We start from the raw sequence: 15,114 nt of genomic DNA, 5'->3' as shown, positions 1-15,114 counted from the left end.
AGGTGGTGGGAGGAGCCTTGTGAATCTTTCGCCATTAACCCTGACTTTCAATATACTTTTGTATAGTCGCTGACGATACTTCTCCAATACTGCAAGCAAAGTATCCGTCTGACCAAAATATCCTTTTCTTCCAATACTGTTTAGACAGAAACGAACCATACTTTTGCCATAGGTAATATGTTGTTTCTTGTTTTACAATCTTAACAATGTCGCAAACCCTATCAGTCGTATCATAACTTATTAAGAAATGCATGTGGTCTTTGTCTGCTTCCATAGCGATTATTTCGTAGCCACGAGTATTAGCTATATCAAAAATCTTTTACTTAACATCGTCGGCAATAGAACCTTTTAGTAGTTTCTTACGATATTTAGTTAACAAGAACTATATGTACTTTTAGACTGTATTTTCGTCTGTTATGACGATTATATCTATTGTCCATAGCCTGCCTCTGATAATTATTGACACTCACTAACCATTATTATATACTATATCTAGTGAAATATCAATGAAGGGAGTACATCTATGGAACAGATGACTATAACAGCAAAAGTTCAAATAGTCGCTACTGATGCAGATAAAGTTTTGCTTGATGAAACTATGTCTGTTTATCGTGATGCCTGTAATTATGTTTCAGACTATGTATTCCAAACTCATGATTTAAAGCAGTTTTCACTGAATAAAGTTTTGTATTCTACTCTAAGAGAAAAATTTGGTCTGAAATCGCAAATGGCTCAGTCCGTTTTGAAAACGGTCATTGCAAGATATAGAACTATTCTCGAAAATCATAATAAATGGATACGACCAACCTTCAAGAAACCTCAGTATGATTTAGTTTGGAACAGAGATTATTCTTTAACGCAAAACTGTTTTTCTGTGAATACGCTGAGTGGTCGTGTGAAACTTCCATATTTCGCTGAAGGTATGTCTAAATATTTTGACCACACAATCTATAGGTTTGGTACTGCTAAGCTCACAAACAAACATGGTAAATATTATCTTCACATACCAGTAACTTATGATGTCGAAGAAAGTAATATTTCTGACATTTGTAATGTCGTAGGCATTGACAGAGGAATTAACTTCGTTGTTGCAACCTATGACAGTCATCACAAGTCTGGATTTGTTAGTGGTAAAGCTATTAAACAGAAACGTGCTAACTATTCCAAGCTTCGTAAAAAACTCCAAATGCGACATACGCCATCTTCAAGGCGAAGACTAAAAGCTATCGGTCAGCGAGAAAACCGTTGGATGCAGGATATTAACCATCAGGTATCGAAGGCACTCGCCACCGGTAATCCAAAGCATACTCTCTTTGTATTAGAAGATTTGACTGGTATTCGCAATGTTACAGAACGTGTCAAAACAAAAAAACGCTATGTTTCTGTATCATGGTCTTTTTATGACCTTGAGCAGAAGCTGATTTACAAAGCGAAGCAGAATCAATCTTCTGTAATAAAGGTGGATCCTCGTTATACCAGTCAATGCTGTCCTGCTTGTGGACATACTGAAAAGTCTAATCGTAATAAGAAAATACATTTGTTTACTTGCAAAAACTGCGGTTATACGTCTAATGATGACCGTATTGGAGCTATGAATCTGTATCGTATGGGAATAAACTATCTTGCTGATAGCCAAGTACCTGATACAGTTGTAACAGAGTAAACTCTGCTACAAAGGGTGCTGTCAACCACCCTGTGATGTAACGCCACTTTAGATAGCAATATCTATCGGGGATTAAAGGTCGGAGGTGTAAGCCGTTAGTACGACTGGGCAGTTACAAGCCCATGACCTTTAGGTCGTGGGTAGTTGACTCGTATCGATCCCCTTATTTTATGCAGGATTCCAAAATTCCTGCTCTGTTATGATTCCTGCTGATTTTTACACCACCGGTTCCGATTCTGTTTCTCACTTTATTTTGTTGAGTTGAGTATACCATGCCCGTTTGGAAAATTCCATCCTTATCAGACTGGCATCTTCCGATAAATGTTTCGCCAGCCCATACCAGAACGCTTTGTCCCGCTCTGTAACACAAAAAATCCCACATCCACCGCCGAAGCAACATAACGCTGCCGCGGCAGGAACATGGGATTTTATTGTTATTTTGTTTAAGTGCCTGTCCCCGACAAAAGCATCTCAGGAAACCGAATCGACGGCTGGCATCTGCCAGCATCCATCATCCGTCTGTCAATGTCCTATCAATCAACCGATGTCGTCAACGTTGCGTGGTTAAAGCTCAACGTCGCTGTCCCGTCACCGTTATCTTTCCAGATTCCCTGAATGGTCGAAGGTCCTTCCGGAGGCATTTCCGAATTCTGGCACATCAGAAACGTTCCGTCTGTATACAGATCCAGCGTTCCATCCTCAAAAGAGAACGGTCTGCAGTCGCCTGCTACAATATAGCTGTACGCACAGCCCGCATTGGCAACCGTCGGTGTCGCTGTGAAGGTGAATTTTACGGATACGCCGGGTTCGTTCATCGCGCCTGCGTTTTCCAGATCAAAATTCTCGCAAACCTCCAGATAGCTGAAAGATGCTCTGGCAATTCCATCCGTGTAGTAATAATTCTCCGACATCACGTTTGTATCATCAAATGTTATGCCCTCCGCTACATCGGTCATATCCGATACGCTGTTTAAAACATACTCGCTGTCGCTCTTGCTGACCGCAGTAATGTCATAGGTTGTTCCTTTCTTCAAATCGCCCGAAACCAGCGTATTATTGTCAGGGGACAGATCCTCCATCGTAATAACTGTCACATCATTTGCGTCTTCGGAATTGATAAAAGTTACTTCCACACGGTCCGGATAGCTCTGATAGGTATAGGTATCGATATTGGAAAGCTGTACCTCAACCGTATCATCAAACGTATTCCACAGGTAATCGATGACCGGCGCGTCCTGATTTCCGGAACAGGAGAAACTCGTCGATGCTGCCGCGGATACCGAGTGCTCATTGTCATTCATATCGGGAAACGCGAATACTTTTACAAGATATTCCCCGTATCCGTACTGTAATAAATCGTCCACATTTCCTTCATAGATTTCTCCGCCATTCCCGTCTGCTTTCAGCGCATCGCTGGAATACAGGAACGCATCTTCATCGTTTACAGCATCCGGTGCACAGAAATAAACCAGATAATAATCTGCGTTTTCCACTCCTGTAAACGAATAATTCCCGTTTTCATCCAGTGTAAAATCTGCCGGTGCATCCAGTTTTGCTTTGCCGGAGCTTTCTTCTCCATCGTTTTTTGTACGATTGGACACAAACCAAGTATTTAATGTGGAATTCACTTGAGAAAAGTAAGTATTCGTGTTATCTGCCACAGAGCTTGCACAGCCTGTGCAGACACAGAGGAGGGAAGCCATCATGACAACTCCGATTTTTTTCTTTGCGCTCATGCCTCTTTCTCCTTTCTCATAAAGCAGGAAACAATCCCGATAATCGCCGTTGCAAAGCACAGTACGAGAATGGTAATAACCGGCAGCAGCGTGCCTCTCGATCCGTACATATCAATGCCATTTAAACGGTCTGCCCATACGGGATAGCTGTTTAAGAAAAAAAGCCCCATCCCCCAGGATACGCACATCACCTGCAGCAGATTCAGTACTTCCACAGCCTTCGCATGAAGCAGGACATATCCTGCTCCACACGCAACACTCAACACAAGACTGAACGCAACTGCAATATCCATATAATCATATACCAGCCCGTATATGCAGAAGATCACCAGAGTCACTGTGCCAATACCTGCACCGATCAAACTGAGCTTTTCACTCATACTTTTCCCTTTCATACTTTTTCCTCCCTCTTTTTACCGGTAAACATGGTTACAATCCCTGCAACCAGGCATCCGACAAATCCTGCCGCGCATACCGCATTAGCAATTAACAGTGCTTTCTGCCATCCCGGTACGATCGTTACAACAACGCTTCCGTTTGTCAGCCCGTTTACCGCAATACTTCTGCTGTCTACATACAGATCATTTTTCGCCGCACGTCTGAGCGCTCCGATTAGCGCCGTGTCTCCTTCATTGATCAGCTTTCCGATGGAAGAACCATACATTCCTGCATCCATGCAATAGTAATCCTGACCGGTTACAAGGAACTCTGCGAAATGATTCTTATATGCCAGAGAAGAATAACCATCCGATGTAACATGTCCTTTAAAGTTCCATTCTCCTCTCAGCACATCATTCAACAACGCTGAATCTGCATTATTGGGAACGCATCCGATTCGATTAAAGGCTGTCATAACAGACATTGCGCCGCCTTCTCGGAATGCACCTTCAAACGATCTCAAGTAAATCTCACGCAGTGCCTGCTCATTGGTAAAAGTGGAAATACCATTTCTTCCGATTTCCTGATCATTCAACGCAAAGTGCTTGATGCAGTAGATAACGCCTACGTTCTGCATTGCCTCCGCTTCATAAGCGCCGACAAGGTATCCGTAGTTTCCGTCCTCTGCATAATACTGGTTATTTCTTCCGCCAAATGCAGTTCTGTGAATGTTTCCGCCGCCGTACCAGATTTCGTTCGCATCGCAGAAAACAGCTTCAATGCCCAACAGATGACCTCTCTGTGTAAATCTCTCTGTATTCCATGTTCTGGATGTCGTAACCTCAGAAACCCAGATCAGCGCATCGGTTCCGGTGCAGGTCAGAGAACCAATACCGATATTGTCATCCGTCCGTTTCATTCCGGGCATTCCAACGCTGTTGATTGCTTCGTAACCATCATTATCGGAAAGCAGGGTCAGCATCTCTTCAATCGTCAGCTGGTCCAGAAAAGCGTTCCAGGTTTCTTCATCGTCATAGTCCGTATAGTACAGATCTGCAAAGGCGATGCCATTGTCTGCGCCGGTCGTATAGGTTTCCCCGGTATCATAATCTGCAGAATTATACCAGTTCGCCACCATATCCTTTAACATTTCTTCCGACATTTCCACAGAGATCATCGCCGGATAAGTGCCGTCCCAGTCATTTCTGGAAAGATATGTAAAGTCAATTCCATAGTAGTTCAGATCTGCAAAGTCAAACTGATTCGTCACTTCTGTTCCATTTTCTTCGGAATATCGGTAGCTGTCCGTATCGAGCTGTTCCTGGTTCCAGGTATAGGTCAGATCTGCATTACCGTCAGCATCCATTCCATCTGCCGCAGTATATCCTTTTGCTGCCAGAATATTGTTCAGTGCATCATGGGCGCTGTTGCCGACTGCCAGATAATAATCTCCTGCGCTCATAATATAGCCTTCTGCGCCGTAAGTGTCATAGCTGGCAAGGAAATATCTGTCCACAGACACGGTTACTTTTTCGCTTGCTCCAGGCTCCAACAGCTTTGTTTTCCCCATTCCGACAAACTGAACCGCCGCTTTTTCCACATGGTTTTCCTTTTCATAATCACCATATGGTGTCTGCGCATAGAACTCCACAACATCTCTTCCCGCAACATCTCCGGTATTGGTCACGGTCACTTCTGCCTCATAGGAATCGGTTTCCGCATTATATTTTACCTGATCCAGCTTCTGCTCAAAGGTTGTATAGGAAAGTCCGTCACCGAAAGTAAAGCTCACCTCATCCGCATAGTTCCATGCATTGCCAGTACTGGAGCCTTTCGTAGAATCTGCATTTCCTGCTTTTAATACCGTATCCTCATAACGGGTTTCATAATATTTGTACCCGACATAAATACCTTCCGCATACACAATCCAGTTGTTTTCCGAACCGTCTGTGCCAAAATCGACGTCATTGTTTTCTACCCAGTCCAGATTTGCCCAGGTCTGTGTATTTTCTCCTGCAAAAACAGTTGCCGGTGCGGACAGAGAATTGGAAGCATAGGTATCTACCAAACGTCCCGAAGGATTTGCTGCGCCTGTCAGCACATTTACAATACCGGTATAACCTACTGCGCCCGGTCTGCCGACTACCAGACACGCGTCTACGTCATACTCATCGAGCCAGCCAAGCTCCATCGCCTGCTCAGAATTGACCAATACGATTATGCTGCCAAATACACCCGCTTCCTTCTGCTGCTTTAAGTAAGACATCAGATCTTCTTCCTGACTGCTAAGCGCCAGATAATTTCTGCCTTCCTCTGTTTTCATTGCAGCGTCCGTGCTCTCTCCGCCGGCTCTGGATAAAACAACAATTGCCGCATCGTTACAGCTGTTCTGCCAGCTGCTTTCGTTCGCTTTTACGGATGCGATATCTCCCTCTACAATGGTTGTCCCGCTCGTCGTTCCAAGCTCCGCATATACCTGCTCGCCCAGCACTGCGTTGACCTGATCGGTTCCCAGCGCTTCCTGAAGCGCAGACGTGAGCGTTGCAGGCACAATTGCATCAAACGGGCTTTTGGAAGAAGTCCCTACGGAATGGAATGCACCGTTACCGAACAAAGTTACTCCTGCATCTTTGGAAAGCGGCAACACGTTGTTGTGATTGGTCAGAAGCACCGTTCCTTCTTCCGCCTGCGTGATATTTTCCGAAGCCACATCCAGCTCCAGAAGCATCGCCATCTGGTTATTGCTGCTGTCTGTTCCATATTCATTATCATAGGCAGCTTCTACAACACCGTTCGCGTTATCCGGCTGAATAATTTTCGTTGTATTGATATTCAGATAGGAATTGATAATTCCGGAATAAGTAAATGTCAGTGTGGTCGCAGTTGTACAAAGCATCGTTCCCAGTGCTGTCACAGCCGCCAGTCCACGTAAAATTGCTGTATTGCGTTTCATAAGTTTCCTCCCTCTTCTTTTTCCGTATCGTTCTTTTTCTTCTGCATTCCTTTCTCCTTTGCTGTCCTCTCTTTCTTTTTCTCCGGCATTACCCAGAATTTCATCGCCGGATAGCTGATCACAACCTGCACAAGGATATTCAGTATATTAGCGAGCGTCGGAATAATCGTTTCCGAAATGCCAAGCCCCGCAAACCACCTCTGGCTGTAAGCCGGAAGCGCTGTCGAAACAATCACCAGAACGACTGCCAGAATTGCATATTTCCATACTGCTTTTCCAAATGCCGCATCCGAATGAAAAACCAGGTTTTTCTGTACAAAAAAATTTACCGTTTGCGCCGCTGCCGTTGCCACTAAAAAGCTTAAAAATCCACAAAGCATCCTGCTTTCCTTTGTTGTGTAGTCAAACACAAACACCTGAAATGGGATTTCCCGAAAGCGTCGAAACCCAACCTCTGTACAGACCCACATCACTGCAAAATTCGTAATTGTCGCACAGTTTGACAGGATATTGAAGATGACAAATTCGTAGATATCCGGGTGTTTTTCTTTCCACTCTTTCAGCTCCTTCATAGTTCACCCTCTTCCCCGCCTGTTTTTTCCTGCTGTGCAAGAATCGCTGCATAAGCTTTATTGGCCTTCCAATTCTCAAAGAAACCGAAGATTACTGTTACAAGGCCCTTTCCTGTCTTTCCGTTTACCGCCAGAAGAAGTCCGTCCACCATTTTGGCGGACACCATTCCTCCTGTCATTTTGGCAATCGCACGGAACGGCATATTATATTGAAATAGTGTATTTAAGTCTGGCGTCTGCCCGTTTTCTTCCGCCTTTTCTATTTTATTTTTCAGCATTTTTGCAATATACCTTGCGACTGGATTTTTCGCATATCGCATATCCGACAGCGGATCATTTGCTTGCAGAACCTTATATCCATTCCAAACCGGATTTCCGGTATTTTCTCCCATCCCAGACATTTTGCATGCCTGCATCCTTGTCTTCCAGATCTGTGTTTTACTCCCCGGGACTTCCAGAATGTGCTGCCCGTCTTTTTGTAATCCAGTTTGGAAAATCTCTCCTGCCAGATGGATATCCTGACTGCTGCTGCCGACGAAAATCCGATACGTTCCCGCTTCCTCTACCCACATTCCGGCTTCTTCATCAAACACCCGAAACGTTTTGTCATCGAATAAAATGCAGACTTCCTTTTCTTCTCCTGCTTCCAGATAAACTTTTGCAAATCCCTTGAGCTCTTTCTCCGGACGTTCGATTTTTCTGTCCGGAAGCGCCACATACATCTGTACGATTTCGCTTCCGGCAATCTCTCCCACATTTTTTAACCGCAGGCGAATTCCGTTTTCTTCCACTTCCAGACCGCTGTACGTAAAGGTCGTATAGGAAAGTCCAAATCCAAAGGGAAAGGATACCGGAATCTGTTCTTTTTCAAAATAGCGATATCCCACATAGATTCCTTCCCCATATGGCAAAGTTCTTTCCTTCGCAGGATAAACAAAAGCGGACGGCGTATCGTCATAATGACAAATCCAGGATTCCGTCAGCTTTCCTCCTGGGTTAACTTTCCCGGTCAGTACATTCAAAACAGCTCCAGCTCCAGCTTCGCCGGACAATCCAGTATGCAAAATTGCCCGACAGTCTATTTTCCATCCGATGTCGACAACGCTTCCCGTGCTGAGTACAGCGACGATTGCCGGATTTTTTTCTGTAAGCTTCTGTAAAAGAGAAATCTGGTTCTGCGGTATTTCAAAATTTTTCCGGTCAAGTCCTTCGGATTCCTCCGTTTCTCCAAGTCCCAGAAAATACAGGATCACCTCCGCTTTGGATGCGAGTTCCAAAGCCTGCGCTTCCAGATTGTAATCCGCTTTTCCATCCCGTCTGTAACCTCTTTCCATCCCGACTACCATAAGGTCTGTATCGGATATTTTTTCTACTACATTTTCTACACTGATCGCATTGACACTGGATGACCCGACTCCCTGATATCTCGGCTCAAAAGCGAAATCCCCGATCACCGCAACCCTTGTTCCAGCAGTCAATGGAAGTATCTCTGCTTCATTTTTCAGCAAAACCATGCTTTCTTCTGCCGCCTTTTGCGCGAGCCTGTGATGGCTTCGATGCAGTTCTTCTTTCTGCTTTTCCAGCTCTTTTTTCTTTTCTCGGGACTGTTTGGGTAAGCTCAGCGCCGCCTGCAGCAACTCATCAACGCGTTCATCCACCTCTTTTTCTGTAATCTTTCCATCCTTTATTGCTGCCAAAAGTTGTCTTGCGCAGTCAAATCCGCAGCCCGGCATCTGAAGATTGGAGCCGTTTCGGATTCCTTTTGTAAAATCATTGCCGCCGCCCCAGTCGGTGACGACAAATCCCTGAAATCCCCATTCCTGCCGCAGAATCTGTTTCATCAGAAACCTGTTTTCATTCGCATACTCCCCGTTCACTTCATTGTAAGAGGACATAACCGCTCCCGGCTTTCCTTCTTTTACGGCGATTTCAAAGCCCGTCAGATACATTTCCCGGAGCGTCCGCTCATCCAGCATAGCATTTACTGCCATCCGCCTTGTTTCCTGGCTGTTTACTGCAAAATGCTTTGCGCAAGCGCTGACTCCTTCCCTCTGGATTCCTCTTATCATAGCTGCCGCCATTTTCCCGGACAAATACGGATCTTCTGAAAAATATTCAAAATTTCTGCCGCAAAGCGGATTTCTCTTTAAATTCAGCCCCGGTGCCAGCAATACGGCGACATCTTCCAATGCCGCCTCCTGCCCCAGCGCGCTTCCAACCTTTTCTTCCAACGCTTCGTCCCAACTGTTTGCCAGCGTGGACGAGGATGGAAAACAGGTGGCTGGCGTCGATGGATTCAAACCGAGATGGTCTCCGTTTCCATATTGTCTGCGGACTCCACTCGGCCCATCTGCAAAGGTAATACTTTCAATTCCGAGATGTTTATAGCCTCTGGAACACCACTCATTCTTTCCTGTCAGAAATGCGGCTTTCTCTTCCAAAGTCATTTTCTCTATCAGCTCCTGATGCCGCACTTTTTCACCCACCTCCTTTTTTTCTTTAGACGCCTTTTGTGATTCTCATTATAACCAAAAAACCAGAGGGAATATCCCTCTGGCACGAATGGTTCCAAATCTGTCACAAACTGCTTTCTATTTCTTCTTTCGGAATCAAAATCCTTATGAAAAAGAAATGATCTTTTACACCGAACTGCATCGTTCCTCCATATTTTTTAGCCGCATAGCTAATGCTCTTAATCCCAAATCCATGATTTCCCGCATCCCGTTTTGTCGTCATCGGAAATCCATTTTTAATTTTTATCTCCGTATCGCAATAATTTCTGACCTCTGCATACACAAACTGCTTTCGCGAAGAAATTTCCATATGGATAATTTTTTTCTCCGGATCGGAGATCATGGAAACATACTCAATCGCATTGTCCAGCGCATTTCCAAAAATCGTACAGATGTCTGTCACATGAATAAACTTCAACAATTCTCCGTCCGCGACGCAGGTAAATGCAATCCCGGCATTACGGATCAGCGGCATCTTTCCGTCCAGCACACCGTCCAGTACCTGATTACCCGTCTGGCGTTCCGGCTGATAGGCTGCCAGCTCGTCTTCCATCTGATCAATCCATTTCGACCGCTTTTCCGGGTCCTGTTCTGCCCGCAGTCCCGCAATCTGATGTTTTAAATCGTGATATTTCATATTAATCAGGTCTGTCACTTCCTGATAATTCCGGTAGCTGTCATACTGGGCGGTCAGTATACTCTGAATCTTGGACAGCTCCTTTTCTGCGCCGACTTCATGCCGTAGGCTCTGATAGGCATACAGGATTGCAAGCCCTCCAAAATCCACCAGCGTCCGGATCGTAAAAATATCCGTTGCAATGGATCCGCTGAACGGCGTATTGCGATAGACGAAGCTTAAATTGCTCAGCATGAACGCACTCAATACAATCAACAGCGTACTGTACAGCTCCTTCACGCTGATTTCCAGCTCAATCTCATCCCGTTTCATCCGGGATTCTATGATCCAGAGTATCATTGTAACTGCTCCATACACAATCGCCAGCGTCAGAATGCTTAAAACTCCTTTTTCAGTCCTTCCCCTGTAAGCAAAATATTCCAGCTGCCATTCCAGGGAAGCCATAAATTCTGCCGTCAGAAACGCTTTCATGCAGCAGTACGCTACCATTTTCCAGGTAGCCTCTATGACCATCCATAAAAACAGAAACATCATTCCAATTGCAATGATCATACAGGGAATCCAAAACAGCGTCGAGACGTTTCCGGTAAGCATCAGCCATCCCGTCTGTAAAACCAGCATTCCCGCCGCAATTCCTGCAAAGCAGCTCTTTTTTATTTTTCTTCTGTAAAAATAACAAAACAACATACAGGATATCCATTCCGCAATCGCCGTATAATAGCGTGGAATATCCTCATAAGTGCCTGTCAGCAATTCTGCCATCTTCAATGTTCCCCCATGTACTGTGCCAATGCTGTCATAAAATCGTTCTTCCTTGCTCGGCTGATCAACAACGCCTCTCCCTGAATCGTGCAGCATCCATCCTTTACACCTTCTACATATTCCAGGTTGACAAGATACCCCTTATTGCTGCGAAAGAATCCGAGCGGTTCAAATTTTCCCGCCGCGTCCTGCATCTTTGCCCGCTCTTTCAGGGTTCCGTTCGACGTATGATAAATCAGGTTATGTCCTTCGCTTTCAATATAATAAACATCCCCTGCATCGATCCGCACAACGCCGTCCGGGGTATTAACCTTTACCGGTTTTCCTGTTTTCTGCGGAATTCTGCTAATCGCCCGTTCCAGCTTCCTTGCAAAGGAAAAATACGTTACCGGCTTCAGCACATAATCCATCGCGTCCACCTCATATCCCCGGATCGCATAATTGGTCATATTGGTGATAAACATGATGACGACCTTCGTATCGAACTTGCGGATTTCTTCCGCCGCTGTCATCCCGTCCATAAACTGCATCTGAATATCCATCAGAATGATGTCGTACTCTCCGGTATATTTTTCTACGATTTCATCTCCATCCGTAAACCGTATTACCCGAAAGCGTTTGCCGGATTCCTGTTGATACTGTTCAATATATTCTGTCAGCTGCTTTGCATAAGCTTCCTCGTCTTCCACAATGGCAATGGTAATCATTTATCAAAACCTCCACCTGATCTTTGGCATCACCTATTTGTTTCATTTATTATAGCAATAAACAAAAATCCTGCAAAGTGGAATTCTTCTGTGTCTCCGTGGGCGAAAAAATCCCACATCCACCACCGAAGCAACATAACGCTGCCGCGGCAGGAACATGGGATTTTATAATGTACCTTATTTTACAAAAGGGTGGATCTTACAGATACTTCTTCAGATCTTCTGCCTTATCCAGCTTCTCCCAGGGCAGATCCAGATCGTTGCGGCCGAAGTGACCGTATGCAGCGGTCTGCTTGTAGATCGGACGACGCAGGTTCAGCATCTTGATGATGCCTGCCGGACGCAGGTCGAAGTTCTCACGGATGATCTCAACCAGCTTCTCATCGGAAACCTTGCCGGTGCCGAAGGTGTCTGCCATGATAGAGGTAGGCTGTGCTACGCCGATTGCGTAAGACAGCTGGATTTCGCACTTGTCAGCCAGTCCTGCTGCAACAATGTTCTTTGCAACATAACGTGCTGCGTAAGCTGCGCTTCTGTCAACCTTGGTGCAGTCCTTACCGGAGAAAGCGCCGCCGCCGTGACGTGCATATCCGCCGTAGGTGTCTACGATGATCTTACGGCCGGTCAGACCAGCGTCACCGTGAGGTCCGCCGATTACGAAACGTCCGGTCGGGTTGATGAAGAACTTGGTGTTCTCATCGATCAGCTCTGCAGGCAGAATCGGATCAAAGACATATTTTTTGATATCCTCGTGAATCTGTTCCTGTGTTACATCGGGATCATGCTGTGTGGATAATACAACTGCCTCCAGACGAACCGGCTTGTCGTTTTCATCATATTCTACAGAAACCTGGCTCTTGCCGTCGGGTCTTAAATAGGTCAGTGTGCCGTCTTTTCTTACTTTGGTCAGCTGCTGTGCCAGCTTGTGCGCCAGAGAGATCGGGTAAGGCATATATTCCTCTGTCTCGTTGGTTGCATAGCCGAACATCATACCCTGGTCGCCAGCGCCGATTGCTTCCAGCTCTTCCTCAGACATCTGGTTTTCTTTTGCTTCCAGGGCCTTGTCAACGCCCATTGCGATATCGGAAGACTGTTCGTCGATCGAAACCATAACGGCACAGGTGTTGCCGTCAAAGCCATACTCAGACTTGTCATAGCCGATCTCCTTAACCGTCTCACGAACGATCTTCGGGATATCTACATATGCGTTAGTGGTGATTTCACCGGTTACCAGTACGAAACCGGTACAGCTTGCTGTCTCGCAGGCTACACGGCTCATCGGGTCTTTTTCCATCAGTGCGTCCAGAATTGCGTCGGAAATGGCATCGCACATTTTGTCGGGATGTCCTTCTGTTACAGACTCAGAAGTAAATAAACGTTTTTCCATCTGTTCCTCCTTAGATGTTTGCTGTGAAAAATAGGATCCTGCTCTACAGGATTCTTTTCTGTAGAGCATTTTTGTATTGGAAACAAAGCTTCCTGTACAAAAAAGATCCGCTAAAAAGCGGATCCGATAGTTTGATAATCAAATCCTCTTATTGTTCGATTGCTTCCGTCCCGGAAATGGGACTTCTACTCGCTCAGGCTGGCACCTTCCGAAAAAACGGGGTTGCCGTGGCTTCACAGATCCTATGTATCTCCACCACTCTGAATAAGAGAAGGCACAATATTGAATTTTCTTATCAGGTACTCATTTAAAATACTATAGCGCCCTGTATTTGTCAACAGGACAATTTATGAAAAGTGTCTCAGCCAATCTTTAAGCGGAATTTCTGCAATTCCCGTTCGGATTCCACCTTTTCGATCTGGGCGCCGAGGCTCTGTAATTTTGCTGGAAAATCCTCATATCCGCGTTCGATATAACGGATATCGTCAATGACAGACATTCCTTCCGCTGCCAGCGCTGCGATAACAAGCGCTGCTCCGGCACGCAGATCCGGCGCATTGATGCTCGCTCCGGTATATCGGGAAACGCCGTCGATGATCGCAGTATTTCCTTCCACCTTAATGCTTGCGCCCATGCGGATCAGCTCGTCCACATAGCGGAAACGATTTTCAAAAATACTCTCTGTTACAATGCTCGTGCCGCAGCACAGACCCAGCGTCACCGCGATCTGGGGCTGCATATCCGTCGGAAAGCCCGGATACGGCAGAGTCTTTACCTGTGTATGTTTGAGCGGTCTGGAAGCCACTACCCGGACAGCATCATCCGACTCTGTCACTTCACAGCCGATTTCCGACAGCTTTGCAGAAATGGATTCCAGATGCTTCGGAATCACGTTTTTGACCGTCACATCGCCGTGCGTCGCAGCGGCAGCAAACATAAACGTGCCGGCTTCGATCTGATCCGGGATGATCGGATATTCCGTCTTATGCAGTCGCTCTACACCACGGATCCGGATCACATCCGTACCTGCGCCCTTGATATTGGCTCCCATGCTGTTTAAAAAGTTCGCCAGATCCACAACATGAGGTTCTTTTGCAGCATTTTCGATCGTTGTTCTGCCCTCTGCCAGCGCTGCAGCCATCATGATATTGATTGTCGCTCCGACACTGACAACGTCCAGATAAATGTGCGCACCGCACAGATGGGACGCTTCCGCCGTAATCATGCCATGCGCAATCTCAACCGTCGCGCCCAGTGCCTTGAACCCTTTGATATGCTGGTCGATTGCACGGCAGCCGATATCGCAGCCGCCTGGCAGTACAACTGTAGCCTTTTTATATTTCCCAAGAAGGGCTCCCAAAAAGTAATAGGATGCCCTGATTTTCTTGACAGAATCACCATTAACCGTTAAGTCATGAATCAGAGAACCGTTAATTTTAACGGTGTGACGGTCAACCCGCTCCACATGAGTGCCAATCCCCGCCATCGCGTCCAAAAGGATGTTCGTATCCCGTACATCCGGCATATTTTCGATCAGTACGGTCTCATCCGTCATCAGGGAAGCAACCAGAATCGGCAGCGCCGCGTTTTTTGCGCCCCCGATTTCAACCTCGCCGACCAGCGGATTTCCGCCATTGATTGCATACTGTTCCATATTTCCTCTTATTTCTGCTGCACAGGCAGCCTGTCCATCGCATCAATTTCCTCTTTCAGCGCCTGAAAAAAGAAATCCCTGAATTTTATTTTCAAATCTGTTTTGCTGCGCATGCAACCTCTGCACGCAGCATCTATTTATTATAATCTTCT

At 45.9% G+C, this 15,114-nt stretch carries 11 protein-coding genes and 1 riboswitch; of the genes, 1 reads left to right on the top strand and 10 read right to left on the bottom strand.

Features of this window, described 5'->3' with window-relative positions; genetic code table 11:
* Positions 1-34 precede the first annotated feature (34 nt).
* Positions 35-253: an IS200/IS605 family transposase gene (gene tnpA / locus ACLTOQ_RS06415; RefSeq protein WP_262585245.1), complete on the bottom strand. Its 219-nt coding sequence runs from the start codon at positions 251-253 to the stop codon at positions 35-37.
* A 270-nt stretch (positions 254-523) separates the two neighbouring features.
* Here tnpA and ACLTOQ_RS06410 point away from each other — a divergent pair, with 270 nt between their 5' ends.
* Positions 524-1,663 carry an RNA-guided endonuclease TnpB family protein gene (locus tag ACLTOQ_RS06410; RefSeq protein ID WP_412319099.1) on the top strand — a complete coding sequence of 380 codons (1,140 nt, stop codon included), beginning with the start codon at positions 524-526 and terminating at the stop codon, positions 1,661-1,663.
* Positions 1,664-2,196: 533 nt separating this feature from the next.
* Here the strand turns inward: ACLTOQ_RS06410 and ACLTOQ_RS06405 are convergent.
* The 9 genes from ACLTOQ_RS06405 to ACLTOQ_RS06365 form a co-directional block, all read right to left on the bottom strand.
* Positions 2,197-3,399 (bottom strand): hypothetical protein, encoded by a 1,203-nt coding sequence (locus ACLTOQ_RS06405; RefSeq protein ID WP_262585119.1) that lies wholly within the window; start codon positions 3,397-3,399, stop codon positions 2,197-2,199.
* A complete protein-coding gene (locus ACLTOQ_RS06400; protein ID WP_262585120.1) occupies positions 3,396-3,794 on the bottom strand; it encodes a hypothetical protein in 399 nt (132 codons plus the stop codon). The genes ACLTOQ_RS06405 and ACLTOQ_RS06400 overlap by 4 nt, the downstream gene beginning before the upstream one ends.
* Complete coding sequence (locus tag ACLTOQ_RS06395; protein ID WP_262585121.1) at positions 3,791-6,730, bottom strand: glycoside hydrolase family 3 protein; 2,940 nt, start codon at positions 6,728-6,730, stop codon at positions 3,791-3,793. Before ACLTOQ_RS06395 ends, ACLTOQ_RS06400 begins: the two co-directional genes overlap by 4 nt.
* Entirely contained in the window at positions 6,727-7,302 is a 576-nt protein-coding gene (locus tag ACLTOQ_RS06390; protein ID WP_262585122.1) for a GtrA family protein, read from the bottom strand. Before ACLTOQ_RS06390 ends, ACLTOQ_RS06395 begins: the two co-directional genes overlap by 4 nt.
* Positions 7,299-9,788, bottom strand: coding sequence for a glycoside hydrolase family 3 C-terminal domain-containing protein (locus ACLTOQ_RS06385; RefSeq protein WP_337598572.1), 2,490 nt, complete (start codon positions 9,786-9,788; stop codon positions 7,299-7,301). The genes ACLTOQ_RS06390 and ACLTOQ_RS06385 overlap by 4 nt, the downstream gene beginning before the upstream one ends.
* A gap of 91 nt (positions 9,789-9,879) precedes the next feature.
* Positions 9,880-11,214 carry a GHKL domain-containing protein gene (locus tag ACLTOQ_RS06380; protein ID WP_337426970.1) on the bottom strand — a complete coding sequence of 445 codons (1,335 nt, stop codon included), beginning with the start codon at positions 11,212-11,214 and terminating at the stop codon, positions 9,880-9,882.
* Positions 11,215-11,216: 2 nt separating this feature from the next.
* Entirely contained in the window at positions 11,217-11,921 is a 705-nt protein-coding gene (locus tag ACLTOQ_RS06375) for a LytTR family DNA-binding domain-containing protein (protein ID WP_337426971.1), read from the bottom strand.
* A gap of 199 nt (positions 11,922-12,120) precedes the next feature.
* The gene (gene metK, locus ACLTOQ_RS06370; protein WP_021914515.1) at positions 12,121-13,308 is read right to left on the bottom strand and encodes a methionine adenosyltransferase; all 1,188 of its coding nucleotides are present in this window, start codon (positions 13,306-13,308) and stop codon (positions 12,121-12,123) included.
* 145 nt (positions 13,309-13,453) lie between these two features.
* Positions 13,454-13,579: riboswitch (SAM riboswitch) on the bottom strand.
* 90 nt (positions 13,580-13,669) lie between these two features.
* Complete coding sequence (locus tag ACLTOQ_RS06365; protein ID WP_412319098.1) at positions 13,670-14,962, bottom strand: UDP-N-acetylglucosamine 1-carboxyvinyltransferase; 1,293 nt, start codon at positions 14,960-14,962, stop codon at positions 13,670-13,672.
* Positions 14,963-15,114 lie beyond the last annotated feature (152 nt).

The organism is Gallintestinimicrobium sp., assembly GCF_046968865.1.
GTDB lineage: Bacteria > Bacillota > Clostridia > Lachnospirales > Lachnospiraceae > Gallintestinimicrobium > Gallintestinimicrobium propionicum.
The sequence above is the reverse complement of the archived record's forward strand: the minus strand, read 5'-3'. Positions and strand labels throughout refer to the sequence as shown.

Coding starts and splice junctions, on each gene's coding strand:
- ACLTOQ_RS06405 (WP_262585119.1), bottom strand. CDS start 3,399: ATGAGCGCAAAGAAAAAAATCGGAGTTGTCATGATGGCTTCCCTCCTC.
- ACLTOQ_RS06390 (WP_262585122.1), bottom strand. CDS start 7,302: ATGAAGGAGCTGAAAGAGTGGAAAGAAAAACACCCGGATATCTACGAA.
- metK (WP_021914515.1), bottom strand. CDS start 13,308: ATGGAAAAACGTTTATTTACTTCTGAGTCTGTAACAGAAGGACATCCC.
- ACLTOQ_RS06395 (WP_262585121.1), bottom strand. CDS start 6,730: ATGAAACGCAATACAGCAATTTTACGTGGACTGGCGGCTGTGACAGCA.
- ACLTOQ_RS06410 (WP_412319099.1), top strand. CDS start 524: ATGGAACAGATGACTATAACAGCAAAAGTTCAAATAGTCGCTACTGAT.
- ACLTOQ_RS06400 (WP_262585120.1), bottom strand. CDS start 3,794: ATGAAAGGGAAAAGTATGAGTGAAAAGCTCAGTTTGATCGGTGCAGGT.
- ACLTOQ_RS06375 (WP_337426971.1), bottom strand. CDS start 11,921: ATGATTACCATTGCCATTGTGGAAGACGAGGAAGCTTATGCAAAGCAG.
- ACLTOQ_RS06365 (WP_412319098.1), bottom strand. CDS start 14,962: ATGGAACAGTATGCAATCAATGGCGGAAATCCGCTGGTCGGCGAGGTT.
- tnpA (WP_262585245.1), bottom strand. CDS start 253: ATGCATTTCTTAATAAGTTATGATACGACTGATAGGGTTTGCGACATT.
- ACLTOQ_RS06380 (WP_337426970.1), bottom strand. CDS start 11,214: ATGGCAGAATTGCTGACAGGCACTTATGAGGATATTCCACGCTATTAT.